At 74.5% G+C, this 25,526-nt stretch carries 22 protein-coding genes and 1 riboswitch; of the genes, 9 read left to right on the forward strand and 13 right to left on the reverse strand.

Annotated features, from left to right (window positions below; translation table 11 throughout):
* Nucleotides 1–290: 290 nt before the first annotated feature.
* From ACO4JP_RS02770 to ACO4JP_RS02780, 3 genes are all read right to left on the reverse strand, one after another.
* Nucleotides 291–1,400 carry an IS110 family transposase gene (locus ACO4JP_RS02770; protein ID WP_425955702.1) on the reverse strand — a complete coding sequence of 370 codons (1,110 nt, stop codon included), beginning with the start codon at nucleotides 1,398–1,400 and terminating at the stop codon, nucleotides 291–293.
* Between the two features lie 290 nt (nucleotides 1,401–1,690).
* Entirely contained in the window at nucleotides 1,691–3,217 is a 1,527-nt protein-coding gene (locus ACO4JP_RS02775) for an amidase (protein ID WP_425955874.1), read from the reverse strand.
* A 32-nt stretch (nucleotides 3,218–3,249) separates the two neighbouring features.
* On the reverse strand, nucleotides 3,250–4,050 hold the full coding sequence (locus ACO4JP_RS02780) for an LLM class flavin-dependent oxidoreductase (protein WP_425955875.1): 801 nt from the start codon (nucleotides 4,048–4,050) through the stop codon (nucleotides 3,250–3,252).
* Nucleotides 4,051–4,103: 53 nt separating this feature from the next.
* On the opposite strand from ACO4JP_RS02780, the gene ACO4JP_RS02785 reads away from it, so the two are divergent.
* The gene (locus ACO4JP_RS02785; protein ID WP_425955876.1) at nucleotides 4,104–4,748 is read left to right on the forward strand and encodes a GNAT family N-acetyltransferase; all 645 of its coding nucleotides are present in this window, start codon (nucleotides 4,104–4,106) and stop codon (nucleotides 4,746–4,748) included.
* Here ACO4JP_RS02785 and ACO4JP_RS02790 read toward each other — a convergent pair.
* From ACO4JP_RS02790 to ACO4JP_RS02800, 3 genes are read right to left on the reverse strand one after another with little or no spacing between them, the layout of a single operon-like run.
* Entirely contained in the window at nucleotides 4,735–5,754 is a 1,020-nt protein-coding gene (locus tag ACO4JP_RS02790; protein ID WP_425955877.1) for a MaoC/PaaZ C-terminal domain-containing protein, read from the reverse strand. The two genes, ACO4JP_RS02785 and ACO4JP_RS02790, sit on opposite strands and share 14 nt — an antisense overlap.
* Complete coding sequence (locus ACO4JP_RS02795) at nucleotides 5,751–7,145, reverse strand: 3-oxoacyl-ACP reductase (RefSeq protein ID WP_425955878.1); 1,395 nt, start codon at nucleotides 7,143–7,145, stop codon at nucleotides 5,751–5,753. The genes ACO4JP_RS02790 and ACO4JP_RS02795 overlap by 4 nt, the downstream gene beginning before the upstream one ends.
* A 17-nt stretch (nucleotides 7,146–7,162) precedes the next feature.
* A complete protein-coding gene (locus ACO4JP_RS02800) occupies nucleotides 7,163–8,500 on the reverse strand; it encodes an acetyl-CoA C-acetyltransferase (protein WP_425955879.1) in 1,338 nt (445 codons plus the stop codon).
* A 172-nt stretch (nucleotides 8,501–8,672) separates the two neighbouring features.
* Here ACO4JP_RS02800 and ACO4JP_RS02805 point away from each other — a divergent pair, with 172 nt between their 5' ends.
* Together ACO4JP_RS02805 and ACO4JP_RS02810 are read left to right on the forward strand one after the other, a co-directional pair.
* Complete coding sequence (locus ACO4JP_RS02805; RefSeq protein ID WP_425955880.1) at nucleotides 8,673–9,398, forward strand: TetR/AcrR family transcriptional regulator; 726 nt, start codon at nucleotides 8,673–8,675, stop codon at nucleotides 9,396–9,398.
* Nucleotides 9,395–11,503: an acyl-CoA dehydrogenase gene (locus ACO4JP_RS02810; protein ID WP_425955881.1), complete on the forward strand. Its 2,109-nt coding sequence runs from the start codon at nucleotides 9,395–9,397 to the stop codon at nucleotides 11,501–11,503. Before ACO4JP_RS02805 ends, ACO4JP_RS02810 begins: the two co-directional genes overlap by 4 nt.
* A gap of 73 nt (nucleotides 11,504–11,576) precedes the next feature.
* Here the strand turns inward: ACO4JP_RS02810 and ACO4JP_RS02815 are convergent, their stop codons facing one another.
* Genes ACO4JP_RS02815 through ACO4JP_RS02825 form a run of 3 tightly spaced genes read right to left on the reverse strand, consistent with a single transcriptional unit; the run spans nucleotide 11,577 to nucleotide 13,099 of the window.
* Complete coding sequence (locus ACO4JP_RS02815) at nucleotides 11,577–11,996, reverse strand: hypothetical protein (RefSeq protein WP_425955882.1); 420 nt, start codon at nucleotides 11,994–11,996, stop codon at nucleotides 11,577–11,579.
* Between the two features lie 30 nt (nucleotides 11,997–12,026).
* Nucleotides 12,027–12,665 carry a hypothetical protein gene (locus tag ACO4JP_RS02820; protein ID WP_425955883.1) on the reverse strand — a complete coding sequence of 213 codons (639 nt, stop codon included), beginning with the start codon at nucleotides 12,663–12,665 and terminating at the stop codon, nucleotides 12,027–12,029.
* 56 nt (nucleotides 12,666–12,721) lie between these two features.
* A complete protein-coding gene (locus ACO4JP_RS02825) occupies nucleotides 12,722–13,099 on the reverse strand; it encodes a hypothetical protein (RefSeq protein ID WP_425955884.1) in 378 nt (125 codons plus the stop codon).
* 290 nt (nucleotides 13,100–13,389) lie between these two features.
* On the opposite strand from ACO4JP_RS02825, the gene purL reads away from it, so the two are divergent.
* Nucleotides 13,390–15,711 carry a phosphoribosylformylglycinamidine synthase subunit PurL gene (gene purL / locus ACO4JP_RS02830; RefSeq protein WP_425955885.1) on the forward strand — a complete coding sequence of 774 codons (2,322 nt, stop codon included), beginning with the start codon at nucleotides 13,390–13,392 and terminating at the stop codon, nucleotides 15,709–15,711.
* Between the two features lie 61 nt (nucleotides 15,712–15,772).
* Here the strand turns inward: purL and ACO4JP_RS02835 are convergent, their stop codons facing one another.
* Nucleotides 15,773–16,687 carry an alpha/beta hydrolase family esterase gene (locus ACO4JP_RS02835; RefSeq protein WP_425955886.1) on the reverse strand — a complete coding sequence of 305 codons (915 nt, stop codon included), beginning with the start codon at nucleotides 16,685–16,687 and terminating at the stop codon, nucleotides 15,773–15,775.
* 96 nt (nucleotides 16,688–16,783) lie between these two features.
* Here ACO4JP_RS02835 and ACO4JP_RS02840 point away from each other — a divergent pair, with 96 nt between their 5' ends.
* Entirely contained in the window at nucleotides 16,784–17,173 is a 390-nt protein-coding gene (locus ACO4JP_RS02840) for a hypothetical protein (protein ID WP_425955887.1), read from the forward strand.
* Nucleotides 17,174–17,235: 62 nt separating this feature from the next.
* Here the strand turns inward: ACO4JP_RS02840 and ACO4JP_RS02845 are convergent, their stop codons facing one another.
* The gene (locus ACO4JP_RS02845) at nucleotides 17,236–19,455 is read right to left on the reverse strand and encodes an NADP-dependent isocitrate dehydrogenase (RefSeq protein WP_425955888.1); all 2,220 of its coding nucleotides are present in this window, start codon (nucleotides 19,453–19,455) and stop codon (nucleotides 17,236–17,238) included.
* 214 nt (nucleotides 19,456–19,669) lie between these two features.
* Nucleotides 19,670–19,782, forward strand: a riboswitch (SAM riboswitch).
* 203 nt (nucleotides 19,783–19,985) lie between these two features.
* Between ACO4JP_RS02845 and ACO4JP_RS02850 the strand changes: the two genes are divergently transcribed.
* Entirely contained in the window at nucleotides 19,986–21,212 is a 1,227-nt protein-coding gene (locus tag ACO4JP_RS02850) for an LLM class flavin-dependent oxidoreductase (RefSeq protein ID WP_425955889.1), read from the forward strand.
* Between the two features lie 10 nt (nucleotides 21,213–21,222).
* Complete coding sequence (locus ACO4JP_RS02855) at nucleotides 21,223–21,741, forward strand: gamma carbonic anhydrase family protein (RefSeq protein WP_425955890.1); 519 nt, start codon at nucleotides 21,223–21,225, stop codon at nucleotides 21,739–21,741.
* 36 nt (nucleotides 21,742–21,777) lie between these two features.
* Here the strand turns inward: ACO4JP_RS02855 and ACO4JP_RS02860 are convergent, their stop codons facing one another.
* Nucleotides 21,778–22,482: a GNAT family N-acetyltransferase gene (locus tag ACO4JP_RS02860; RefSeq protein ID WP_425955891.1), complete on the reverse strand. Its 705-nt coding sequence runs from the start codon at nucleotides 22,480–22,482 to the stop codon at nucleotides 21,778–21,780.
* Between the two features lie 47 nt (nucleotides 22,483–22,529).
* The gene (locus tag ACO4JP_RS02865; protein ID WP_425955892.1) at nucleotides 22,530–23,354 is read right to left on the reverse strand and encodes a formate/nitrite transporter family protein; all 825 of its coding nucleotides are present in this window, start codon (nucleotides 23,352–23,354) and stop codon (nucleotides 22,530–22,532) included.
* Nucleotides 23,355–23,512: 158 nt separating this feature from the next.
* Between ACO4JP_RS02865 and ACO4JP_RS02870 the strand changes: the two genes are divergently transcribed.
* Nucleotides 23,513–25,048, forward strand: a complete 1,536-nt coding sequence (locus tag ACO4JP_RS02870; RefSeq protein WP_425955893.1) for an RNB domain-containing ribonuclease — start codon at nucleotides 23,513–23,515, stop codon at nucleotides 25,046–25,048.
* Nucleotide 25,049: 1 nt separating this feature from the next.
* Nucleotides 25,050–25,421: a sterol carrier family protein gene (locus ACO4JP_RS02875; protein WP_425955894.1), complete on the forward strand. Its 372-nt coding sequence runs from the start codon at nucleotides 25,050–25,052 to the stop codon at nucleotides 25,419–25,421.
* Nucleotides 25,422–25,526 lie beyond the last annotated feature (105 nt).

The raw sequence follows: 25,526 nt of genomic DNA on the forward strand, positions 1-25,526 counted from the left end.
AGGTGCGGTCTGTCAAGGGGCAGGGTGAGGCTCCCGCTCGAGGGTGGTGTCCGGGCGGGAGCCTCACCCTTGCTCCTCGCGGCCGTGGCCGCCCGGCGCAGGCGTGTCTTGGCGACGCGCGGTCAGACTGACATTCGCGGGTTGGTTACCGCATGACGGGGTGTTCGACGGGAGCTGGCCACAGGTCTGAGTTCGAGCGTCGCCCGGCAGGGTTGCTCACAGTAGCCGTCGTGGGTCGCTCCTCGCGCTGCTCGCCGGGGGGCGCGGTGGGCGGGGGCAAGTCTGGGTTGTCAGGTGGGGTCGAGGGTGGCCAGGGACCAGCACCAGCCGGCGAGCTCGCGGGCGATGGCGGTCGTGGCGACGGTGTGCTTCTTCTTCTGGGCGCTCATGACGGTCCAGCGGTAGTGCAGGCGCTGGTTGCCTTCGTGAGCGCGGGCGCGCACGGGTGCGGGCGCGAGGTCCCAGCGGGCCTGGAGGGTGGCGCCGACCCGGTAGAGCGGCTTGTGGTGCCAGGCGGCCTCGATGAGCAGGCGGCGGGCGTGCGGGTTGCCTGCCTTGGTGATCCCGGCCTGGCGGCGTGAGCTGCCGGAGGAGTGCTCGGAGGGGGTCAGGCCGAGGAACGCGCCGATGGATGATCCGGTGAACCGGGTCCAGTCGCCGATCTCGACGGCCAAGGCGAACGCGGTCAGGGTCGAGATCCCGCGCAGGCACGCCAGCCGGTGGGTGATGTCGGTGAACGGGGAGTCGGCGGCCATGAGGGCGATCTTCTCGTCGAGGCGGTCGCGGCGGGCCTCGGCGAACTGGACGGCTTCTAGGGCTGCGTCGAACGCTGCGGTGGTGGCGGGCAGGTCGAACCGGATCTGGCCCAGCCAGGCGTGGTGGACCCGGTTCCAGGTCGTGCCGCCGGTGTAGACGATGCCGTGGCGCAGCAAGAGCTTCCCGGTCCGGTGCCGGGCCGCCATCAGCTCGTGGCGGGTGTCCTCGCGAGCCCGGACCAGGTCGCGGGCGGCTTCCTCGATCAGGGTCGGGACGCGCACGGGGGCGAGGTCGTCACGGGTGAGCAGGCGGGCCAGCAGGACCGCGTCACGGTCGTCGGTCTTGACGTGCTCGCCCGGGGCGCGGGCGATCTTCGACGGTGCGGCCAGCACGCACCGGATCCCGGCGTCGTCGAATGCGCGGGCCAGGCCGAACCCGGTGGGTCCGGCCTCGTAGGCCGCGGCGACCGTGCCCGGCCCGGCGGCCGGATCCAGAGCGTCGATCCACGCGAGGATCCCGGCCGGGTCCGGGGCCAGGCGGCGGGTGTGCAGCTCACCGGTCGAGGTATCGATCGCGGCGGCCGAGACGGAACGAGCGTGGACGTCCAGACCGACGGCCCACCGCTCGCTAAAGTGGGTGATCACAGGGGCCTCCCGACACAATGTGGATAGGCCAGACAGGAACAGCCTGGTAACCCACGACCTTGTGCCGGGCAGGCCTCTGCTGACAACAGCCGCTGCCACCGACCGCGTCGACGCGGGCACACGCCGTCGGCGGGCGCGGTGGCGTCAAGGCCGGCCCGCAGGGCCGCCCCGCAGGGGCCGAAGGGCCTTAGACACCACCACGAACGACGACGACCATCACGCCGGCCCCCGCCGCGATCGAGCCGCGGGCCATCACCTCATACCGTCTGACGCGTGCGCTACTGGGACGCTCACCAGGTCGGCGGGCGGCGGTCCGGCCAGCGGAGGGTCGACTCGAGCTGAGCCGCCAGGGCCAGCAGCGTGTGCTCGCCGCCCGGCCGCCCCACGAGCTGGATCCCCATCGGGAGGCCTGATGGTGCCGTCCGGGTGGGCTCCGTCCACAGCACCGGCACCGTGATCGCCGGCAGCCCGGCCACGTTGATCATCGACGTGTACGGCGTGAACCGGCACTGCTGCTCGAAGTTGCGCTCCGGGTCCTCCGCGTCGAACCAGCCGAGCTCGGGCGGCACCATCCCCAGCCCGGGCAGCACGACGGCGTCGTAGGGCGCGATCCGGGCGAGCGACGTCCGCTCGAACGCGGACAGTGCGCGCAGGGCCTCGACGAGCTCGCGGGCGCTCACCTTGCGGCCCACGCCGACGAGCCACTGGGTCAGCGGCTCCAGCAGCGCGAGCTGGTGGGGGTCGTCGATCGGCAGCGCCGCGGCGCCCGCCATCCACAGGGTGCGGAACGCCGGGGCGTAGGTGGCGTCGGGCTCGCGGACCATCGGCTCGAGCTCGTGGCCGAGGCCGGCGAGCGCCTCGACCCCGGCGTCGTGCGCGGCGAGCGCCTCAGGCGCCGGGTCGATGTCGTAGAAGCCCTCCCACGCACTGAACGTGCTCACGCCGACGCGGAAGGTCCGCCGGGGCGCGCCGCCGTCGCGGCCCGCGACCTGGCCGTCGAGCGCCGCCGCGAGGTACGACCAGCGCGGCCCCACGGCCTGGCGCAGCGTGTAGGGGTGCGCGGCTTCGCCGTCGGGCCCGCGGGTGATGAGGCCCTCGAGCAGGAGCGCGGCGTCGGCGGTCGTGCGCGCGATCGGCCCGTTGACCACGAGCCCGCCGGGGGAGTCGACGCCCCCGCCCGCCGGGAGCAGGCCGCGGCTCGGCTTGAGCCCCACGAGCCCGCACGCCGCGGCCGGGATGCGGATCGACCCGCCGCCATCGGACCCGGGCGCGAAGGGCAGCATGCCCGCGGCGACGGCGACGGCGGCGCCGCCGCTCGAGCCGCCGGCGGTGCGCGTTGGGTCCCACGGGTTGCGGGCGGGCGGCCCGGCGAGCAGCTCGGTGTACGCGGGGAAGCCGAACTCGGGTGCCGCCGTCTTGCCGAGGCTGACGGCGCCGACCGCGTCGAGCTGCTCGACGACCTCGCTGCTGACCTCGGGCACGCGCGTGAAGGCGCCCGCGAACGCGCGCGAGCCGAACCCGGTGGGCACGCCCGCGCGGTCCCACAGGTCCTTGTCGGCCGAGGGAAGACCCCAGAGAACCTCTTCCTCGTCGTCGCCGATCGCGTCGTCGAGGGCGTCGCCGAGCTCGCGCTCGCGCTGCAGCCCTGCCGCACGGGCGCGGGCGGCGTCGGCGGTCACGGTGGCGAAGGCCCCGAGCGCGTCGTTGCGCTCGGCGACGCGCCCGAGGAAGTGCTCGGTGAGCTCGACGGGGGAGACGCTCTCGCCGAGCAGCAGCTCCCGCAGCTCGACGGCGGTGCGTTCGTGCAGGTCGGTCATGGGCCCACCTTCGCACGAGCCGGTCGGGGCGGTCAGGCGAGCAGCGGGCGGACGTCCTCGGCGAGCCACGTCACGACGCCCTCGGTGTCGCCGTGCACCGGGATGATGGCGAGAGTCGTGGTCCCCGCGTCGATCCAGGGCTGCAGGTAGTCGGCCATCGCCGCGGCGCCGCGCGCCCGCGCCTGCGCCGGCAGGGCGATGAACGTGACCACGGTGAACGGGCCCGTCCGCCCCGCCGCCGCACGCCCCTCCTCGACCAGGCCGATGGCGTGCCGCGCGTCGGCGGGTGAGGTGCCGCCCGTGAGCACGACGCCGTCACCGACCTCGCCCGCGAGGCGCAGCGTGCGCGGGCCCTGCCCGGCGGAGAGCACGGGCGGTGGCTCGGCGGGCGGCCAGTCGAGCGCGACGTCGTCGAGCGTGACGTACCGGCCGCTCACCGTGAGCCGGTCGCCGCGCAGCAGCGCGCGCAGGGCCTCGGCGTGCTCGCGCAGCAGCGTCAGCGGGGAGCTCACGCGCGCCCCGACCTGCTCCATCCAGTCCTGGACCCCGTGGCCGATACCGGGCACCAGCCGGCCGGGAAACATGCCGGCGAGCGTCGCGAGCTCCATCGCGGTCAGGGCCACGTTGCGCAGCGGCACGGGAAGGATGCCGATGCCGACGCGCAGCCGCGTCGTCGTGCCGAGGATCGCGCCGGCCGTCGCGATGCCCGACTCCTTGAAGCAGTCCTCCCAGATCCACAGCTCCTCGAGCCCGGCGGCATCGGCCGTCCGCGCGACGGACAGGTACTGCGCCGGCGTGAGGCCCGGCGTCGCGATGCACCCCAGCGTGACCATGCGGCGACGATATTGTGGCCCACCCACATCTGCCCGCGTGGTGGAATGCGCGCGTGACCCACCACCTCCTCCTCGCCGGCTACGGCGTTCGCCTCGAGCCCCTGACCGCCGCCCACGCGCCCGCGCTGGCCGCGATGGTCGACGACCCGATGTGGGCCGGCATGACGTCGCCCCGCCCGCAGGGCGTGGCGGCCTGGGAGGAATGGGTCGGCGCGCAGCTGGCCGACCGGGCGCGGCGTGCGTTCGCCGTCGTGACCGACGCCGCGAGCGCGGGCCCCGAGGGCGCGACGGACCGCGCGGGCATCGCGAGCCCCGACGGCGAGGTGCGCGGCTCGACGTCGTTCTACGACCTGTCGCACCCGCAGCGCCGCGTCGAGATCGGCACGACGTTCTACGCCCGCCGCTGGTGGGGCACGGCCAACAACCCGGCGTGCAAGCTCCTGCTGCTCACGCACGCGTTCGAGGACTGGGGTCTCCAGCGTGTCGCGCTGCGCGCCGACGCCCGCAACACGCGCTCGTGCGCGGCGATCCAGCGCCTGGGCGCGACCCCGGAGGGGGTGCTGCGCAAGCACCGGGTCGCCGCGGACGGCAGCACGGGCGACACGGCCTACTTCTCGATCACGGACGACGAGTGGGCGGCGGTGCGGTCCGGCCTGGAGACCCGCCTGCCCGCAGGCGCGGCCGCTACAGCGGGGTGACCTCGCCCGAGAAGTGCCGGAGGCGGCGCGTCGACGCCCAGCCCACGTAGGTGAAGCCGTCCGCGCCCGAGGTGATCGAGACGTCGACGGTGCTCGGCAGGAGCACGGGCCGCGCGAACTCCACCGTCCACCGGTAGGTCGCGCCGCGGGCCGGGCCCACCTCCGCGAGCGCCCGCGCGGCCGTGTACATGCCGTGCGCGATCGCGCGCGGGTACCCGAAGGCCTTGGCGGACAGCGCCGACAGGTGGATCGGGTTCCGGTCGCCCGAGAGTGCCGCGTACGCCCGGCCGGTGCCGCCGGGGAGCGCCCAGCGGCCCGTCGGCAGCGGCGGCACCCACGTCCCGGCGGGCCTGCGGTCTTCGCCGGCCTCCAGCCCCGGCGGGGCCGACGACGCCGCCGCGGCAGCGTCGTCGGGCAGCTGGAAGCCCTTCGCGAGGTAGGTGGACACGCCACGCCAGGCGAGCACCGGCTCGCCGCCTCCCGCGTCCTGCACCCGCACCTCGGCGACGAGGTCCACCGCGACGCCGCGGCGGTGCGGGCGCAGACCCTCGGCCCAGGCCCGCACCTCGAGCACGTCGCCCAGCACCACGGGCCGCAGCAGCGACACGTCGTTGGCCAGGTGCACCATGCCGAGCAGCGGGAGCGGGAAGTCGCCGCGCACCATGACCGCGGTGGCCAGCGGGAACGCCAGCACGTGCAGGTACCCGGCCGGCAGCGTGTCGGAGCCCGGCTCGTGCAGCAGCCGCTGGTAGTCGAGCAGGTGCGCCCGCAGGCCCTCCGTGGCGACGCCCGCGACCCGGTAGGCCGTGCGCGGCAGCGTCAGCACCCCGTCGTCCGACGGCGCCCCGGACCCGCCGAGGCCCGGCAGCGCGGGCAGCGCTCGTCCGGCGGCGATGCGACCCGCCGACGCTGCGCCCTTCGCGTAGAGGCCCGCGAGGCCCGGGACGGCCGGCAGGGTCTCGACGTCCAGCGCCTCGCCGTCGGTCGCTGTCACCGCCGCGGTCACCTGCCCACCATGTTCTGCCCGCAGACGCGGAGCGTCTGCCCGTTGACCCCGGCCGCGAGCGGCGAGGCGAGGAATGCGATCGCCTCCGCGACGTCGATCGGCTCCCCGCCCTGCAGCAGCGACGACAGCCGGCGCGCCACCTGCCGGGTGGCGAACGGGATGTGCTGGGTCATCTCGGTCTCGATGAACCCCGGGGCGACCGCGTTGGCGGTGCCGCCGTGCTTCGCCAGCAGCGGGGCGGTCGCGGCGGTGTGCCCGACGACGCCCGCCTTCGTGAACGCGTAGTTCGTCTGCCCGCGGTTGCCCGCGATGCCGCTCGTGGAGGCGAGGGAGACGATGCGCAGCCCGTCGAGCTCGCCGCGCCCCGCCGCCTCGAGCAGGTGGGCGTTGATGCACAGCTGTGCCTCCACGTTGACCGCCACGACGGAGTCCCACCGCGCCGCGTCCATGTTGGCCAGCAGCTTGTCGCGCGTGATCCCCGCGTTGTGCACGACGACGTCGAGCCCGCCGTGGCGGGAGGTCGCGTGCTCGAGGATCTTCGCGCCGGCGTCGGGGGCCGTCACGTCGAGCTGGAGCGCGGTGCCGCGGACCGCGTTGGCGGTGCGGGCCAGGCCCTCGCCCGCTGCGGGCACGTCGACGCAGACGACGGTGGCGCCGTCACGCGCGAGCGTGCGGGCGATCGCTGCGCCGATGCCGCGCGCGGCGCCCGTGACGACCGCGACCTTGCCGGCCAGCGGCCGGTCCCAGTACTCGGGGCTGGTCTCGACCGGCTCAGCCGCGAGCCCGTCGGTGGTCGAGCCCGCCGACACCTCGAGGAGCTGCCCGTCCACGTAGGCCGACCGGGCCGACAGGAAGAAGCGCAGCGCCGCCGCGACCGAACGGTGGTCGGCGCCGACGCCGTCGGCCAGCACGATCCCGTTGCCCGTCGCCCCGGCGCGCAGCTCCTTGGCGAGCGAGCGCAGGAAGCCGTCGACCCCCCGCCGGACCGCCGCGAGCTCGGGCGCGTCGCCCGGGGCCGCCGCGCGCGACAGGGTGACGACCCGCCCGTTCGGCGCGAGGCGCTTGAGCGCGCCCGGCAGCGACAGCACGGCCGCCGAGGCGTCCGCGGGTCGCGTGGCCTCGGTGAGCACGAGCACGACCGCGCCCCAGCGCGCCCCCTCCGCGAGGGCCTCCGGGGAGCGCTCGACGGCGAGGCCCCACCCGATGAGCGTCGGCTCGAGGGCGTCGGCCGCCGCGGCGCTCGCGGCGTCGGCGACGAGCAGCACGGGCCCGACGGTCAGCGGGGCGCCCGCCTGGTACCGCCGCAGGAGCGCCGGGCGGGGCAGGCCGAGCTTCGTGGCGAGGGTCTTGGTCGGGCCGGTGTTGACGGCCCGTGTGTAGGCGTCGGTCATCGTCGAGCCCCCCGCGCTCAGGCCGACTCGAGGATCGCGGTGGCGCCGAGCCCGCCGGCGGCGCACACGGAGATCAGCGCCCGCGCGGGGCGGCCGGTCTCGGCCGCCCGCTGGGCCACGAGCTTGGCCGCCGTCGCGAGGATGCGTCCGCCGGTCGCGGCGAAGGGGTGGCCCGCGGCGAGCGAGGAGCCGTTGACGTTGATCTTGGCGCGGTCGATCTTGCCGAGCGCGCCGGGCAGGCCCAGCTCGGTGCGGCAGTAGTCGTCGTCCTCCCACGCGGCGAGCGTGGTGAGCACGGTGGAGGCGAAGGCCTCGTGGATCTCGAAGAGGTCGATGTCGTCGAGGGTCAGCGCGTTGCGGGCGAGGAGCCGCGGCACGGCGTGGACGGGGGCCATGAGCAGCCCCTCGTGCCCGTGGACGAAGTCGACGGCGGCCGTCTCGGCGTCGACGAACCGGGCCAGCACCGGCAGGTCGTGCGCCTGCGCCCAGTCGCGGGAGGCGAGCAGGACGGCGGAGGCGCCGTCGGTCAGCGGCGTCGAGTTGCCCGCCGTCATGGTCGGCTCGGCGGAGCCCGCGAGCGCGCGCCCGAACACTGGCTTGAGCGCGGCGAGCTTCTCGAGCGACGTGTCGGCGCGCAGGTTGTCGTCGCGAGTGAGGCCGCGGAACGGGGTGACGAGGTCGTCGAAGAACCCGGTGTCCCAGGCGGCGGCGAGGTTGCGGTGCGAGGCGAGCGCGACCTCGTCCTGCGCCTCGCGCGTGATGCCCCAGCGGGCCGTGGTCACGGCCTGGTGCTCGCCCATCGACAGGCCGGTGCGCGGCTCGTCGGTCACGGGCGTGAGCGGCTTGAGGTCGGCGGGCCGCAGCCGCGCGAGGACCTTCAGGCGCGCCTGGAGCGACTTCGCGTGCGACGCCTCGAGCAGCACGCGGCGCAGCCCGTCGCTGACGGCGATCGGCGCGTCCGAGATGGTGTCGGTGCCGCCCGCGATGCCGGACTCGACCTGCCCGAGCCGGATCTTGTTGCTCACGGCGATGGCGGCCTCGAGGCCGGTCGCGCACGCCTGCTGCAGGTCGTAGGCCGGGGTCTGCGGCGAGAGCGACGAGCCGAGCACGCACTCGCGCACCAGGTTGAAGTCGCGCGAGTGCTTGAGCACCGCGCCGCCCACGACCTCGCCCAGCCGCTCGCCCTGCAGGCCGAACCGGGCCACGAGGCCCTCGATCGCCGCGGTGAGCATCTCCTGGTTGGAGGCGTCCGAGTACTTCCTGCCCGTCCGGGAGAACGGGATGCGGTTGCCGCCGACGACGACGGCGTCTCGCAGGCCGGGGGGCGTGGTGCGGGTCGTGGAGCGTGTGGCCACTGCGTCGTTCCTTCGCTCGGGGGGAGCCGCGGCGCGTCGTGGGACATGCCGCGCATCGGAGGTGTTCCTCGTCGATCGTCCCGCCGCCCCTCGTGGTGGGGCAACTGTGATGTGGGACTCACAGTACCTGATACTGTCGGTCTCGTGAGCCGGATCACAAGGAGAGACCGCGATGACGCGTGACCAGGACGGGCGCTCGACCCGTTGGGAGGACCACCGGGCCGCGCGCCGCGCCGAGCTGGTGAACGCGGCCCGCAAGGCCGTGCACCGGGGCGGGCCAGGCGTGTCGATGGACGAGATCGCCGCCGCCGCGGGGACGTCGAAGTCCATCGTCTACCGCTACTTCGAGGACAAGGCGGGGCTTCGGCTCGCGGTGTCGTCCGCCGTCGTCGCCGACATGCACGACGCGCTGGAGCGCGCCGCGGAGAGCGCCCCGACGCCGCTCGGCGGCCTGCGGGCCATGGTCGCGGTCTACCTCGAGATGATCGAGCACTCGCCACGCGTCTACTGGTTCGTCACGCGCACCTCGATCGCCGGCGTCGAGCCGGCGGACGACCGCGACGAGGGCCCCGGCACCGTCGGGACGCCCGAGGCGCCGCTCTCGGCGTACCTCGACTCCGTCATCGAGATCGTCGCGCGCCCGTTCGCCGAGCTCGCCGGCGTGTCCGACGACGTCGCCGCCGCCTGGGCCGCAGGCGCCGTGGGCTACGTGCGGGGCGCGGGCGAGTGGTGGCTGGCCCACCGCGAGTCCGGCACGACGTCGATGACCCGCGAGGAGCTGACCGAGCACGTGACGCTCTGGCTCTGGCGAGGCCCCGTCGGGGTCTTGAACCACGAACCCGCCGGCGCCACGGCCGGCACCGCCGCCCACCACGACATCAGGGGGAACCGAGGATGACCACCACGACCGAGCCCAGCCCGATGGTCGAGCCCGTCGAGACCACGGCCGTGCCCGGACGGGTCCCGACGAGCCCGACCACCGGAGAAGGCCCGCGCGTCGACGTCGCCGCGCTCCACGACACGCTGCTGGGCCGCTGGCCGCAGTGGCGTTCGGCGGCCCGCGCCCGCTCGGCCGAGCCCGACCTCTGGAAGGACGAGTCGCTGTCGATGGCCGAGCACCGCGAGCGCGTGCTCACCCAGTGCCGCCTCATGGCCGCCGACCCGAAGCGCCAGTCGTGGCTCGCGTTCCCTGCCCGGCTCGGCGGAGGCGACGCGCCCGGCGCGAACCTCGCCGGGTTCGAGGAGCTCGTGATCGCGGACCCGTCGCTGCAGATCAAGGCGGGCGTCCAGTGGGGGTTGTTCGCCGCCGCGATCCTGAACCTCGGCACCCCCGAGCAGCACGACCGCCTGCTGCCCGCCGCGATGGACCTCACCGTGCCGGGCGCGTTCGCGATGACGGAGACGGGCCACGGCTCGGACGTCGCCGCCATCGGCACGACGGCCACGTACGACCCCGGGACCGAGGAGTTCGTGATCCACACGCCGTTCCGCGCGGCGTGGAAGGACTACCTCGGCAACGCGGCGGCGCACGCGACGGCTGCGACGGTGTTCGCACGGCTGATCACGGGTGGCGTCGACTACGGGGTCCACTGCTTCTACGTGCCGGTCCGCGACGCCGCCACGGGCGAGTTCCTGCCCGGCATCGGCGGCGAGGACGACGGCCTCAAGGGCGGGCTGCGCGGCGTCGACAACGGCCGCCTCTGGTTCGACCACGTGCGCGTCCCGCGCGCGGACCTGCTGGCCCGCTACGGCCAGGTCGCCGCGGACGGCACCTACACGTCGTCGATCGACAGCCCGGGGCGCCGCTTCTTCACGATGCTGGGCTCGCTGGTCCAGGGCCGCGTCTCGCTCGACGGCGCCGCGGGCGTCGCGTCGCGCATCGGCCTCGCCATCGCCACGCGGTACGCGGCCGAGCGCCGCCAGTTCGCGAGTGCGACGCCCGACGACGAGGTGGTGCTGCTCGACTACGCGGTGCACCGCAAGCGGCTGTTCCCCCGCATCGCCGAGGCGTACGCGCTGCACTTCGCCCACGACCGCCTGCTCGACCTGTTCGACGAGGTGTTCAGCGGCCGCGGCGACACCCCGCGGCAGCGCGAGGACCTCGAGACCATGGCGGCCGCGCTCAAGGCGACGTCCACCGACTTCGTCCTCACGACGCTCCAGGAGTGCCGCGAGGCGTGCGGCGGCGCGGGCTTCCTCACCGAGAACCGGATCACCAGCCTGCGCGCCGACATGGACGTGTACGCCACGTTCGAGGGCGACAACACCGTGCTGCTGCAGCTCGTCGGCAAGCGCCTCGTGGGCGACTACGCGACGGCCCTGCGCACGCAGGTCCGCACGGGGCAGGGCCAGGTGCGCTTCGTCGCGCGACGGGCCGCGGGCGTCGTCCTGCACCGCACGCCGCTGCGCCGCGCCGCGCAGACCCTGGCCGACGCCGTCAAGCGCCCGGCCCTGGGGACGTGCTTCGGCGTCGACGCCCAGCGCGAGCTGCTCGCCGGGCGCGTGGCCGCGAAGGTCGAGGCGGTGGCGCTCGCGCTGGCGCCGGCGCAGAAGGCCGACCCGGTCACGGGCCAGGAGATCTTCGACCGCCACCAGGTCGCGCTCGTCGACGCCGCCCGCTCGCACGCCGAGCTGGTCCGGTGGGACGCGTTCACGGCCGCTGTGGCCGCCACGAAGGATGCCGGGATGCGCACGGTGCTGGGCTGGCTGCGCGACGTCTACGCGCTCACCGTCATCGAGCGCGACCTCGGGTGGTTCCTGGCGAACGGCCGCCTGTCGGCGTCGAGGGCGCGTGCCGTGGAGTCCGAGCTGGACGACCTGCTGCGCCGCCTGCGCCCGCACGTGCTCGACCTGGTCGACGCGTGGGGTATGGGCGACAACCACCTGCGCGCGAAGATCGCGACGGGCGAGGAGCGCGTCCGCCAGGACGAGGCCCGCGCGTACTACGCGTCGGAGCGCGCGTCGGGCAACGCGCCGCAGAAGGAGAAGAAGCGCACCCGCTGAGTGTCGCCGCAGGGATGACCTCGGCCCTGTCCGCCGCGGCGGACAGGGCCGAGGTGATGCCCAGGGCGGACCGTCAGGCGGCGGCCGGGGCCGGGTAGGTCGCCGGATCCGACGGGGTGGCCGGGACGGGTGCCGGCGCCTGGGTGGCAGGCGTCTGAGCCGGTGTCGGCGGGGCGGCCGCCGCGGGGCCCGGGAGCGTCGCGCGCTCGACGTCGGGCTCCGGCTCGGCGGGCTGGGCCGTGGGACGCACGCCGAGCGTGACCATGACCGGCTCGCCGGGCGGTGCCGCCGGCGTCAGCAAGGCGAGGACGACCGCGGACGCGAGGCCGACGGCGAGCGCCGCCGCCGCGACCCCCGTCCTGCCCACCCCGAGCGCGACGCCGAGCACCACCCCGTCAACGAGTGCGATCCCGGCGCCGGTCAGCAGCACGGCCTTCATAACGAACGCTCCCTCCGGTCCCTTCTTCCATGGGACGACGAACTGGAGGTTCATGCATCCGCAAGGGAGCGGAAGGCTGCGAGCTCAGTGCGACAGGGGGAACCAGCTCGGGCCGGCGGCGGGCGTCGAGGCCCACGGCGAAGGCGCCGGCTCGGGCTGGGCTGCCCACCCGGCATGCTGCTCCTCGGCCGCCCACACGGCGTGCTGCTCCTCGGCCGGCCACCCCGCGTGCTGCGGCTGGGGTTCGGGCGCCCGACCCGCAGGCTCGCCGGCCCAGAGCATCGGGCTCGGGGCCTGGGCGGCGGCACGGAGCAGCTCGCCGTGCACCTGGCCCGCGAGGCTCAGCGCGAGCTCGAACCGCAGCGGCGAGCACGACTCGGCGGAGAGGCGGCCGCCGGCGGCCGGGTGGGGCATGAAGGCAAGCACCTCGTCGTCGCCCGGTGTCACGCCGCGGCCCAGCGCCTCGACCAGGATGTCCTCGAGCAGGATCTCCTCGCGGCCCGCGGGGGAGTCGAGCTCGGCGTACAGGTCGACGGCGTTGGACCAGCGGAGGGTCAGCGTGCCCTCGATGGTGTCGAGCAGCCACCAGCCGTCGAGCGACTCGAGGAAGACGTCACCGAACGCCGTCGTGAAGCGGGGCGTCTTGTCCTGGATCCCGAGCCACGACCACGACGCGAGGCCGTAGGCGAACGCATTCGGAGCGAAGCTACGGAGCATCTGCACGTGCGCATCAAACCACTTCGTGATATTGGACACGAACCCGCACGTCAGGTGGCCGCTCAGGCCGCCGCGGCGTCGCCGTCGGGGCCGGGCGCCTCCGCCTCCGGCTGCTCCTCGTGCAGCGCGTCCATGAGGGCGAACGCCTCGCGCCGCAGGCGCACGTCCGCGAACGGGGCCAGGCAGCGGCCCAGCAGCCACGCTGCTGCGCAGCCCTCGAGCAGCGCGACCGCCACGTGATGGCCCATCGCCGCCGCGCTGATGAAGGTCACGAGGGACACCGCGAAGGAGCCGAGGAAGAGGTAGACGACCCAGCTCGCGGGCATGGGCGCGGGCAGCCGTACCCGCCACGGGACCCCGGGCAGGCGCGTGTGCGTCACGAACCTGCCCTTGGACGGCTCGTCGCTGAGCCCCCAGCACACGCTGTCCGGTACCGCCATCGCGATCGCCTCCACGCGGAGAGAGCCGGGGCCCTTCCCGGCGTAGTCCCCAGGATCGGCCCGGGCGGCGCGATCCGACGGCGACCCTGGCGCGCGTCGAACGGCGGGGTGGCGCCGCGGCGCGCCCGGCGCCGGGCCGGATCGGTCGCGCTGCGCGCGGGCCCGGGCGCCGTCGTACGCCGGTAGACTGGGCGCGCGCGTCTCGCGCACCACACCCGCCACGGCTGACGCCGGAACCGCGCCCGCGGTGATCACCCGGCCCTGGCAACGTGCGACCTCGAGGGAGCTTGATGACCGCCGCCTCCGCAGCCCGCCCGACGCTTGCCGCCCCGAAGCTGGACACCGTCGAGCACGCTCGACGGACTCCTGACGAGGTGCAGCCGTTCGCGGAGCTCGGCCTCAAGCCCGACGAGTATCAGCAGATCCGCGACATCCTGGGCCGCCGCCCCACCGCGGCCGAGCTCGCGATGTACTCGGTCATGTGGTCGGAGCACTGCTCCTACAAGTCGTCCAAGGTGCACCTGCGCAAGTTCGGCGAGCGCGTCACCGACGCGATGAAGGAGCACCTCCTCGTCGGCATCGGCGAGAACGCGGGCGTCGTCGACATCGGCGACGGCTGGGCCGTGACGTTCAAGGTCGAGTCGCACAACCACCCGTCGTTCGTCGAGCCGTACCAGGGCGCCGCGACCGGCGTCGGCGGCATCGTGCGCGACATCATCTCGATGGGTGCCCGCCCGGTTGCCGTGATGGACCAGCTGCGCTTCGGTGACGTGAACCACCCCGACACCGCCCGCGTGGTGCACGGCGTCGTGAGCGGCGTCGGTGGCTACGGGAACTCGCTCGGCCTGCCGAACATCGGCGGCGAGCTCGTGTTCGACGGCTCGTACCAGGGCAACCCGCTCGTCAACGCGCTGTGCGTCGGCGTGCTGCGCCACGAGGACATCCACCTCGCCAACGCCTCGGGCGTCGGCAACAAGATGATCCTGTTCGGCGCCCGCACGGGCGGCGACGGCATCGGCGGCGCCTCGATCCTCGCGTCGGAGACGTTCGAGGACGGCGTCCCGGCCAAGCGCCCGTCGGTGCAGGTGGGCGACCCGTTCATGGAGAAGGTGCTCATCGAGTGCTGCCTCGAGCTGTTCGCCGCGAAGGTCGTGGAGGGCATCCAGGACCTGGGCGCCGCGGGCATCTCGTGCGCCACATCCGAGCTGGCCTCCAACGGTGAGGGCGGCATGCACGTCTACCTCGACGACGTGCTGCTGCGCGACCCGACGCTCAACGCCGGCGAGATCCTCATGTCGGAGTCGCAGGAGCGCATGATGGCCGTCGTCCGGCCCGAGAAGCTGGACGAGTTCCTGGCCATCACCAAGAAGTGGGACGTCGAGACGTCGATCGTCGGCGAGGTCAACGACTCCGGCCGCCTCACCATCGACCACCACGGGCAGCGCATCGTCGACGTCGACCCCCGGACCGTCGCGCACGAGGGCCCCACCTACCACCGCCCGTACGCCCGCCCGGCGTGGCAGGACGCGCTGGTCGCCGACACCTCGGCGTCGCTCGACCGGCCGGCCTCCGCCGAGGAGCTCAAGGCGACCGCGCTGCGCCTGCTCGCGTCCCCGAACCTCGGCTCCAAGGCGTGGGTCACCGACCAGTACGACCGGTTCGTGCAGGGCAACACCGCCCTCGCGCAGCCCGACGACGGCGGCGTCGTCCGCGTCGACGAGTCGACGAACCTCGGCGTCGCTCTCGCGACCGACGCCAACGGCCGCTACGCCAAGCTCGACCCCCGGACCGGCGCGCAGCTCGCGCTCGCCGAGGCGTACCGCAACGTCGCCACAGCGGGGGCCGTGCCCATGGCTGTCACTGACTGCCTCAACTTCGGCTCGCCCGAGAACCCCGACTCGATGTGGCAGCTCGTCGAGGCGATCGAGGGCCTGGCCGACGCGTGCCAGGAGCTCGCGGTGCCCGTCACCGGTGGGAACGTCTCGCTCTACAACGAGACGGGCGCGCCCGGCCTCGTCGACTCGGCCATCCACCCGACGCCCGTCGTGGGCGTGCTCGGCGTGCTCGACGACGTCCGCACCGCGGTGCCCTCCGGCTGGCGCGAGTCCGGGCTGCGGGTCCTGCTCCTCGGCGCCACGGCCGACGAGCTCGACGGGTCCGCCTGGGCCGACGTCGAGCACGGCCACCTGGGTGGCGTGCCGCCGCGCGTGGACCTCACCGCGGAGAAGGCGCTGGCGTCGGTACTGATCGGCGCCCGCCGCGCCGGCCTCGCGGTCGCCGCGCACGACCTGTCCGAGGGCGGCCTCGTCCAGGTGCTGGTCGAGTCGTCGCTGCGCTACGGCGTCGGCGTGACGGCGTCGGTCTCCGGCGTCGTCGAGCGCGACGGCGTGACGCCGTTCGCCGCGCTCTTCAGCGAGACGACGGCGCGGGCGCTCGTGGCGGTCGACCCGGCCCGCGAGGCCGAGCTGGTCGCCGCAGCCGAGGCGGCCGGCGTGCCGGTGCTGGCGCTGGGCACGACGGGCGGGGACGCCGTCGTGGTCGACGACGTCACGATCTCGCTCGCCGAGGCCCGCGAGGCCTTCGAAGGGACGCTGCCGCGCCTGTTCGGCTGACCTGAGCCGCTCTCGACGAGCTCAACCACGGCGGGCCGGTGGTTGAGCTCGTCGAACCCGCTCAGGACGTGCGCGGGTGGGCGAGCATCCAGTCGGCCAGCTGGGGCCCGAACTCCGGCGACCACGTCGGCGAGTGCAAGCCGCCGGCGATCGTCCAGAGCGCGACCTCGGTGCCGTCTGTGCAGGACGACCAGGACTTCGGGGTCGTCTCGGCGCCGGCGATCGTGCCCTCGAGGTCGAGGGACGCGCCCGGGGTGGCCGCGTCGCCGCACCCGTCGAGCGTGCGCCAGTCCTGGACCGTCGTCTCGGCCCCCGGATACGGCGCCCCGGTGTACCCGTTGCCGCCGTCGTAGTGGATGACCTCGTCGTGGTCGCCCTGGACCTGCAGCACGCTCACCTTCTTCGACGGCTTGCACGTCGACGCGTCGTCCGTCATCTCCCCGGCGACCGAGACGACGGCGGCGACCTGGTCGGCGTGCTCGCACGCCATCCTCAAGGCCATGAAGCCGCCGTTGGAGTGCCCGACGACGAACACGCGGTCGGGGTCGACCGTGTACTGCTCCTCGACGGTCGTGATGAGCTTCGACAGGTATGCAGAGTCGTCGACCCCGGTGGCGTTGAAGTCGCAGCACGCGGCGGTCGCGTTCCAGAACCGGTCCCCACCGGAGTCCTTGGTCCCGTCGGGGGACGCGAGCAGGAACCCCTTGTCCTGGGCCTGCGGGCCCAGGCCGAGATAGCTCACGAGCCCGGCCCCGTCGCCCGTGTAGCCGTGCAGTCCCACGACGAGCGGCACGGGCGTGTCCTCGTCGTAGCCGTCCGGGACGGCGAGCGTGAAGGGCCGGTCGTCGAGCGCGACGGAGCCTGAGCTCCCCGGCTGGATCGCCGCGGGCGGCGGGCCTCCGGAGCTGCAGGCCGCGAGAGCGGCGAGGAGGGCCGCGGCGAGGAAGGCGCGTACGACTGTCCGAATGCTCGACATGGCGAAAGCATGGCAACCACCAGGTTGGCGCACCAGAGCACCGGGAGGTCTTCCCGCCAGGTGACCTGCGCTCTTACAGTGGAGGTGGAGGGCGCGATGACGTGGCAGCTCGCGGCGGTCCTCGGTACCGCCATCACGTGGGCACTGGCCGGCCTGGTCGCTTCCGTGCGCGCGGCCGTGCGGGCGAGCCGTCGCCGCCGGGCGGCACGCCGCCGGCAGGCGGAGGGCGACCCTCTCGACACGCTCATGCTGCAGCTACGGCTCGGCCAGATCGCCCACGAGCTGCAGGCCCTCGCCGACAACCACAGCTTCGCCGCCGCGCACCACACGCGGGCGGCCGAGGCCGCCTACGACGCGCTGCTCGCCGAGGCGTGCCGCCGCGCGGGCCTCACCGTCGAGGGGCCGCGCCGCGCGACGGACCGCACGACGGAGGCGGAACGCCTCCGCGAGGAGCTGGAGCTGGCGTCCCGCGGCTGGAGCTGGTGACAGGCCGACGGGCTCGACCACGGGGTGGTCGAGCCCGTCTGGCCGAGCCCGTCGAGTCCTCGTCAGAGGCCGGCCAGCGCCTCGTTGAAGGTCGCGCTCGGGCGCATGACCGCCGACGTCAGCGCCGGGTCGGGGCGGTAGTAGCCACCGATCTCGGCCGGCTTGCCCTGCACGGCCAGCAGCTCCTCGACGATGGTCGGCTCCTGCGCCGTGAGCGCCTGGGCCAGCGGGGCGAACGCGGCAGCGAGCTCGGCGTCGGACGACTGCTTCGCCAGCTCCTGCGCCCAGTACAGGGCCAGGTAGAAGTGCGAGCCGCGGTTGTCGATCGTCCCGAGCCTGCGGCCGGGGGAGCGGTCCTCGTCGAGGAACGTGCCGGTCGCGCGGTCGAGCGTGTCGGCGAGGAGCTGCGCGCGGGCGTTGCCGGTCGTCTGCGCGAGGTGCTCGAACGACGCCGCCAGCGCGAAGAACTCGCCCAGGGAGTCCCACCGCAGGTAGTTCTCCTCGACGAGCTGCTGCACGTGCTTCGGTGCGGAGCCGCCGGCGCCGGTCTCGAACAGGCCGCCGCCGTTCATGAGCGGGACGATCGAGAGCATCTTGGCCGACGTGCCGACCTCGAGGATCGGGAACAGGTCCGTGTTGTAGTCGCGCAGCACGTTGCCCGTCACCGAGATGGTGTCCAGGCCCGCACGCATGCGGGCGAACGAGAACGCCGTCGCCTCGGCAGGGGCCATGACGTGGAGCTCGAGACCGTCCGTGTCGTGCTCCGGAAGGTACTGCTCGAGCTTCTCGACGAGGTTGGCGTCGTGGGCGCGCAGCGCGTCCAGCCAGAACACCGCCGGGGTGCCGGACAGGCGCGCGCGGCGCACGGCCAGGCCCACCCAGTCGCGGATCGAGGCGTCCTTGGTCTGGCAGGCGCGCCAGATGTCGCCGGCCTCGACGTCGTGCGAGAAGAGCACGTCGCCCGCGCCGTCCACGACTTCGACGGTCCCGGCCACCGGGATCTCGAAGGTCTTATCATGCGAGCCGTACTCCTCGGCCGCCTTGGCCATGAGTCCGACGTTCGGCACGGTGCCGATCGTCGCGGGGTCGAGCGCGCCGTGCTCGCGGCAGTCGGCGATCGCGGCCTGGTACACGCCGGCGTAGGACGAGTCGGGGATGACGGCGAGCGTGTCGTGCTCGGCGCCGTCGGGGCCCCACATCTTGCCGCCGCCGCGGATCATCGCGGGCATTGACGCGTCGATGATGACGTCGGAGGGCACGTGGAGGTTGGTGATGCCCTTGTCGGAGTTCACCATCGCCAGCGCGGGGCCGTCCGCCAGCCCGCGCGCGACGGCGGCGCGGATCGCCTCGCCGTCGGGCAGGGACCGGGTGGCGGCGAGCAGCGCGCCCAGGCCGTCGTTGGCGGAGACGCCGGCGGCGCGCAGCTGGTCGCCGAACTGGTCGAACACCGCCGGGAGGAACGCCTGCACGACGTGCCCGAAGATGATCGGGTCGGAGACCTTCATCATCGTGGCCTTGAGGTGCGCGGAGAACAGCACGCCGTCGACCTTGGCCCGCTCGACCTGCTCGGCCAGGAACGCGCGCAGCGCCTTGACGGACATGAACGTGCCGTCCACGACCTCGCCGGCGAGGACCTTGAGCCCGTCCTTGAGCACGGTGACGGAGCCGTCCTCGGCGACGAGGCGGATGGTCAGCGTGTCGTCCGCCGGCACGATGACGGACTTCTCGTTGTGGAAGAAGTCGCCCTCGGTCATGGTCGCCACGGTGGTCTTCGACGACGGCGACCACGCGCCCATGCGGTGCGGGTGGGCCTTCGCGTAGGCCTTGACCGAGGCGGGGGCGCGGCGGTCGGAGTTGCCCTGGCGCAGCACGGGGTTGACGGCCGAGCCCTTGACGCGGTCGTAGCGCGCGCGGGTCTCGCGGTCCTCGTCGGTCTCGGGCGACTCGGGGTAGTCGGGGACGGCGAAGCCCTGGGCCTGCAGCTCGGCGATCGCGGCCTTGAGCTGCGGCACCGACGCGGAGACGTTGGGGAGCTTGATGATGTTCGCCGTCGGCTCCTCGGCGAGGCGGCCCAGCTCCGCGAGGGCGTCCTCGACCCGCTGCTCGGCCGTCAGGCGCTCGGGGAACAGCGCCAGGATGCGCGCCGCCACGGAGATGTCGCGGGTCTCGAGCGCGACGCCCGCCTGGCCCGCGAAGGCCTGGACGATCGGCAGGAACGAGTACGTCGCCAGCAGCGGGGCCTCGTCGGTGTGGGTGTAGATGATCGTGGACTGGCCAGTCATGGGCGACGTCGCTCCCGGGTGCGTGGGCCGCTGCTTGTGGCAGCGGGGCAGGATTTTGCTCGACATCAAGATACTTGACCGTCCGGACGGCCCGGAAACGCGCTGGCGGCCGCCCCGGACCGCCCTGCACCGCATCTCGCGATGCGGGACACCCGTTGACCGCGCTGGCGCGCGCTCCTTATGGTCCGGTCACGTCGAGATCCCCGTGATCTCGGGTCATGAGCTCCGACGTCAAGCCCCGGCTGGTCGGACGGCAACCCCCCGCGCGGGTGGGTGCCCCGGGTGAGGACCAGGTCGGTCGCAGCTGCGGCCTACAACACGCGAGCCCGCCGTGCTGCGGGCGCAGAGGAGTAGCCATGCCCCGCACCGACTGTCGCCGACGCTGAGCACGACCCCCACCACGCCCCGCACCTGACCGGCCTCCGGCCCTCGCCGCTCCGCGGCCCCCTGCACCTCCGGCAGCACCACCACCGTCCCGCCCACGCGACGTCGCGACGGTGGTCCGCTGCGCCCCCGAACGGAGACACGCTGTGCCGACCACCGCTCTGCCGCACCAGGACCGCCAGGTCATCCTCGCCGTCGACCTCACCGCCGCCGGCGCCCGCGCCCACCGCACCCCGGGCGCGGCCGTCCTGCGCCCGTTCGACGGCGAGCGGTTCGTCCGCCTCGTCCGCGCCGCGGACCAGGGGCTGCTCGACCTCGTGGTGCTCGACGAGCCCTTCATGCTGCACCCCGGCCGCGGCCGCGTGAGCGGTCGCCTCGACCCCGCCGTCGCCGCGGCCCGCGTGGCCCCGCTGACATCCGGCATCGGCCTGGTCGCCGCGCTCGACACGATGCATCTCGAGCCCGCGCACGTCGCCGCAGCGATCGCCGCGGTCGACCGTGCGAGCGGCGGTCGCTCCGCCTGGCAGGTGGGGTGCCCCGCCGGCGTCTCGCCGTCCGACGAGCGCTGGCCGGTGCAGGCCGTTGCCGACGCCGCGCGGGTCGCGCGCACGTGGGACCAGGACGTGTCGTCCGGAGGCGCCGCGCTCGACGCCGAGGGGCGGTTCCGGGTCGACCACGACGGCGTCCGCTTCGCCGTCCGCCGGGCCAGCACCGGCCAGGCGGCGCTGCCGCAGGGCCGGCCGCCCGTCGTGATGCGTGTGCGTGACGAGCGCTGCGCGCGGATCGTCGGGGCGGTCGCCGACGTCGTGCGCATCACCGTCGCGGACCCCGAGCGGGCGCTCGCGCTGCGGAAGGTGCTGCACGACGCCGCGACGGACGCCGGGCGCGACCCGCGCGAGCTGCGGGTGCTCGTCGAGGCGTACGTCGTCCTGGGTTCCGAACGGGACAGCGCCCACGCGCGGCTCGCCATGGTCGAGGCGCTCGAGGGGCCCGACGTCGGCGGGGGCGGGCTGGTCGTCGCAGGGACGCCGTCGGACCTCGCCGGCGTGATCACCGACTGGGTGGACGGCGGCCTCGCGGACGGGTTCCTGCTGCGACCGTCGGCCCTCGAGGCAGACCTCGACGCCGTCGTGCGCGGGCTGGTGCCCGGCCTGCAGCAGCGCGGGCTGTTCCGGGAGCGGCGCGCGGCCCGGCAGACGCTGCGCGAGGCGCTGGGGCTGCCCGGCGTGCCGACGGCGGGGCGGCCGAACCCGGTAGCCGCCCGGAACGGCGCGCGCGCGGCCGGCCCGGGCCGGACCGCGACCCGCGGGCCGGTGGGCGCGGCCCGCGTGCCCGCCCCGCTCCACGCGAGCGACCTGGTGACCGCCCGGTAGGGTCGCCGGCATGGCGACGGTGCTGCCCTTCGACGATCACGTTCCCGAGATCCACCCGACGGCGTGGCTCGCGCCTACCGCGACCGTCATCGGCCGGGTGCGCATCGGCCCGCGGGCCAGCGTCTTCTACGGCGCGGTCCTGCGCGGCGACATGGACGAGATCGAGCTGGGCGAGGGCAGCAACCTCCAGGACAACTGCGTCGTCCACACCGACACCGGCGTGCCCACGCGGATCGGCGCGAACGTCGGCGTCGGGCACGCGGCGATCGTCCACGGGGCGACCGTCGGCGACGGCGCTCTGATCGGCATGGGCGCGACGCTGCTCAACGGCTCCGTGGTCGGCGAGGGCGCGTTCGTGGCCGCGGGCGCGCTGCTGCGCGAGGGCCAGGAGGTCCCGGCCCACCACCTCGCGGTGGGCGTGCCGGCCAAGGTGCGCGGCGAGCTCGACGAGGCGGGCCGCGAGCGCGTCCGCCGCAACGCCCTCGAGTACCAGGAGCTCGCGGAGCGCCACCGCAGGTCCGTCGGCTGAGCGCCAGCTCGTCCGGGCGCGGCGGGGGAGGTGGGCTCACGCCCCCGGCGTGCGCACCGTCCCGAACACCATCGGGCGCCGGATCTCGAAGCCGAGCCGCTCGTAGAGGCTCAACGCGGGGTTGTCGGCGGAGGTGTGCAGGTACGCGCGGTCCCCGCGGGCGTGCACGTGGTGCGCGACGTCGCGGACGAGGCGCGAGGCCAGGCCCTCGCCGCGGTGGCCGGGGTCGGTGGTGACCGCGCTGATCTCGGTCCAGCCGGCCGGTCGCACGCGCTCGCCGGCCATCGCGACGAGCCGCCCGTCGCGCCGGATGCCGACGTAGCGCCCCATGACGTAGGTACGGGGCAGGAACGGCCCGGGCCGCGAGCGTTCCACGAGCGCCAGCATCTCGGGCGCGTCGTCGGCGCCGAGCACCACCGCCTCGTCGTCGGGCCGGGTCTCGAGGCGGTCGGTCTCGACCAGCTGCCACGCGTCGAGCGTGAACACCGTCTCCCAGCCGTGCGGCAGCGCGACGCCCGCGGGCGGCAGCGGGAACTCGCCGCCGGGCCCGACGAGGGCGAGGATCGCGTCCCACACCCCGGGCTCGTCCCAGGTCCGCACCGCGGCGAACGGCGAGACGTCGTCGGGGAACCGCCGCACCAGGTCGCCACCGACCGCGAGCCCGGCGTGCGCTCCGGTGAGGGAGGACCAGACGGGGTTGTCGAGGGCGCTGTCGTCGCGGGCGGGGGCGGGGGATGTCACGCGGGCGATCGTCTCACCGCCCGCCGCATCCTCGGTCCGCCCGTTCGTCAGCGCTTCCACGGGAGCGCGCCCCGGTGCGCCAGCCACAGGCCCGCGCCCGTCAGCGTGGCCGCGCCCACGAGGTTGCCGAGGATCACGGGGATCTCGTTCCAGAGCCACCAGTCGGCGAACGAGATGTCCGCACCCATGAGCATGCCCGCGGGGATCACGAACAGGTTGACGACCGAGTGCTCCCACTGGAGCCCGAAGAAGAGCGTGATGGGCAGCCAGATCGCGGCGATCTTGCCGCCGGTGGTCCTCGACGTCATGCCCATGACGGCGCCCAGTGAGACGAGCCAGTTGCACAGGATCGCGCGGAGGAACACGAGCCCGAGCCCGGCCCCCGCGCCGAGCGCCTGGTAGCCGAGCGTCTTGTGCTCGGCGAGGTTGCGGATCCACACGGCGACGGGCGCGTCCATGGAGTGCCCCATCTCGGTGATGGTCGCCCAGGCCACGACGGCGAAGATGCCGCAGCCGATGACGTGGCCGAGCAGGGCCCAGCCGATCGCGCGGCACACGTCGCTCCCCTTGGCCTGGCCGCGCCACCAGGCGAGCGGCACGAGGCCCATGGTCGAGGTGACGAGCTCGAGCCCGAGCAGGATGACGATGACCAGCGCCATCGGGAACACGAGGGCGCCGGTGAAGGCGATGCCGGTCTGCGTGGCCACGGTGCCCGCCAGCAGCGTCACGGCGCCGAAAACGAACGAGGCGAGGATCGCCTGGACCAGGATGGTCCGTGCGGGCCGCGCGGCCTTGTGGGCCCCGGTGGCGACCATCTCGTCGACGACGGCGGACGGCGACACGGTGGTGCTGATGGTCAGAACTTCGGACACGACGGCCTCGGGCTCTCAGGGTCTCGGACGCGGTAGGAGTGTGGTCTGACCACCCTAGCCCTCTGCGTGGCGCGCTTCCGACCACGATGGCGCCAGGTGACCGGCGTGGCGGTCACGTCGCCGCGCCGTCGTCGCTGCTCGGCCCTAATGTCGGGAAGGTGCCTTCCCGTCACCTGAACCTCGCCTCGGCCACGTCAGACGAGGTGCGGGCCGCGCTCTCCGCGCTGCGAGCGGAGATCGGCCTGCCCGCGATGTTCCCGCCCGAGGTGCTGGAGGAGGCCCGCGCCGCCGCGCTCCGGGACGTCACCCGCGACCGGCAGGACCGTCGCGACATCGAGCTCGTCACGATCGACCCGCCCGGCTCGATGGACCTGGACCAGGCCGTGCACGTGGCGTCGTCGGGCGACGGGTACATCGTGCGGTACGCCATCGCCGACCTCGCCGCGTTCGTGACGCCCGGCAGCGCGCTGGACCAGGAGGTCAACCGTCGCGGCACCACCGTGTACGGCCCGGACACGCGCACGCCGCTGCACCCGCAGGTCCTGTCCGAGGGCGCCGCGAGCCTGCTGCCGGACGAGGACCGCCCGGCCGCCCTCTGGACGATCGGCCTCGACGCGCACGGCGAGATCACGTCCGCCACGGTCGCGCGCGCCCTCGTGCGCTCGCGCGCCCGCCTCACCTACGGCGAGGCGCAGTCCGCGCTCGACGACGGCAGCGCACCCGAGCCGCTCCAGCTCCTCGCCGACGTCGGCCGGCTCCGGCAGGAGCGCGAGCGCGACCGCGGCGGCGTCTCGCTCGACGTGCCCGAGCAGGAGGTCACCGAACGGGCCGACGGGTCGTTCGCGCTGAGCTTCCGCCGCACGCTGCCCGTGGAGGGCTGGAACGCGCAGATCTCGCTGCTCACCGGCATCGCGGCCGCCCGCATGATGCGCGAGGCCGGTGTCGGGATCTTCCGCACGCTGCCGCCCGCGGACCCGCGCGACGTCGCCCGCCTGCACCGCACGGCCGTCGCGCTCGGCATCGACTGGCCGCCGGACGTGCCGTACTCCGAGCTGCTGCACCGCCTCGAGTCGCGCAAGCCCGCTCACGCCGCGTTCCTCAACGAGGCGACGACGCTCTTCCGCGGCGCGGGGTATCTCGCGTTCGGCGTGCCGGGCGAGGACGGAGTGACGGTCCGCCTGCCGTCCCGCGCCGCCGACCCCTCGGGGTCCCCGCGATCCCCCGCAGCGGAGCGAGGAGACTCGTGGGGCGATGGCCGCGCGCGCCACGCCGCGATCGCGGCCGAGTATGCGCACGTGACCGCACCGCTGCGCCGCCTCGTCGACCGGTACGGCACCGAGGTCTGCCTGGCGCACTCGGCGGGCCGCGACGTGCCTCGGTGGGTCGCCGACTCGCTGCCCGGTCTGCCGCGGACCATGACGGCGACGGGCCGCACGGCGTCGTCGTTCGAGCGCTCGTGCGTCGACGTGGTCGAGGCCGCGCTGCTGGGCGGCCGCATCGGGCAGAAGTTCGACGGCGTCGTCGTCGAGGTCGAGGACCACCACGGCGAGCCCGCGAACCGCGGCGAGGTGGTGCTCCGCGACCCGGCCGTGCGCGCCCGCGTGGACGGCGAGAACCTGCCGCTGGGCCAGCGCACGCGCGTGACGCTGGCCGAGGCGTCCGTGCCCGAGCGCAAGGTGCGGTTCACTCTCTGACATGCCTGCACGACGCCGGACCGATCCCGCCGCGGGCCGCGCCGCCGTCGGCGCGTGGCTGCGCGGGGAGGCCGCGCGCGCCGAGACGACGACGGCCGTGCGGTTCACGCTCGAGGAGCTCGCCGACGTCGCGCCCGGCAACACCGTCGAGGTGCGGGTGCCGCCGGCGGGCGCCGTCCAGGCCGTGCAGGGTCCGCGGCACACGCGCGGGACGCCGCCCAACGTGGTCGAGACCGACGTGGGCACGTGGCTGGGCCTGGCCACGGGCCGCGTGCAGTGGGCCGACGCCGTCGCGGACGGGCGAGTGCGCGCGTCGGGCGAGCGCTCGGACCTGTCGGCGCTGCTCCCGCTCCAGGCGGCCCGCGAGCGCTGACGTGCCGGTGTGGGCAGGGCCCGCTACGGTGCCCAGCACGGTGTGATCGCGGTCACCGCGCCCGTCGTCCAGGCGATGCCACCTCGCGGTGGAGCGTTCATCGGC

The sequence above is a fragment of the Xylanimonas sp. McL0601 genome, from assembly GCF_049852175.1.
Taxonomy (GTDB): Bacteria; Actinomycetota; Actinomycetes; order Actinomycetales; family Cellulomonadaceae; genus Xylanimonas.